The organism is Moheibacter lacus (assembly GCF_014042165.1).
In the GTDB taxonomy this organism is placed as follows: domain Bacteria; phylum Bacteroidota; class Bacteroidia; order Flavobacteriales; family Weeksellaceae; genus Moheibacter; species Moheibacter lacus.
This window is the reverse complement of record NZ_JACDZE010000012.1, coordinates 1-281: the sequence shown is the minus strand read 5'-3', so window position 1 is coordinate 281 and position 281 is coordinate 1. Positions and strand designations below refer to the sequence as shown.

The window sequence follows — 281 nt, the reverse complement described above, 5'->3', positions numbered from 1 at the left end:
TTAATTTTATAAAATATAATTTCAATAAATGAATTGGGAAGGTTTTGTAAAAACTGAAAGACTTGAAATTCAGTCAAAATATGAAAGTGAAATAAGGTTCGGTCCAGCTTATTTTAAACTTAAGTCTATTCCTGAAATTAAGCTTTTAGAATTTGATATTTATGGAGATTGGTTTTATAGACACAAATCATTCCTATTTCTACAACAATGGAATTCAACAAAAACACCAAATACAAATTTGATTTGTATAAACCTTAACTCTTTTGAATATAAAATTGTCT

Annotated in this window: 1 protein-coding gene; it reads left to right on the top strand. The window is 24.6% G+C overall.

What is annotated here, in order from left to right:
• Positions 1–28: 28 nt before the first annotated feature.
• On the top strand, positions 29–281 hold a 253-nt coding region (locus tag HU137_RS12900; protein WP_220457239.1), incomplete at its 3' end, for a hypothetical protein.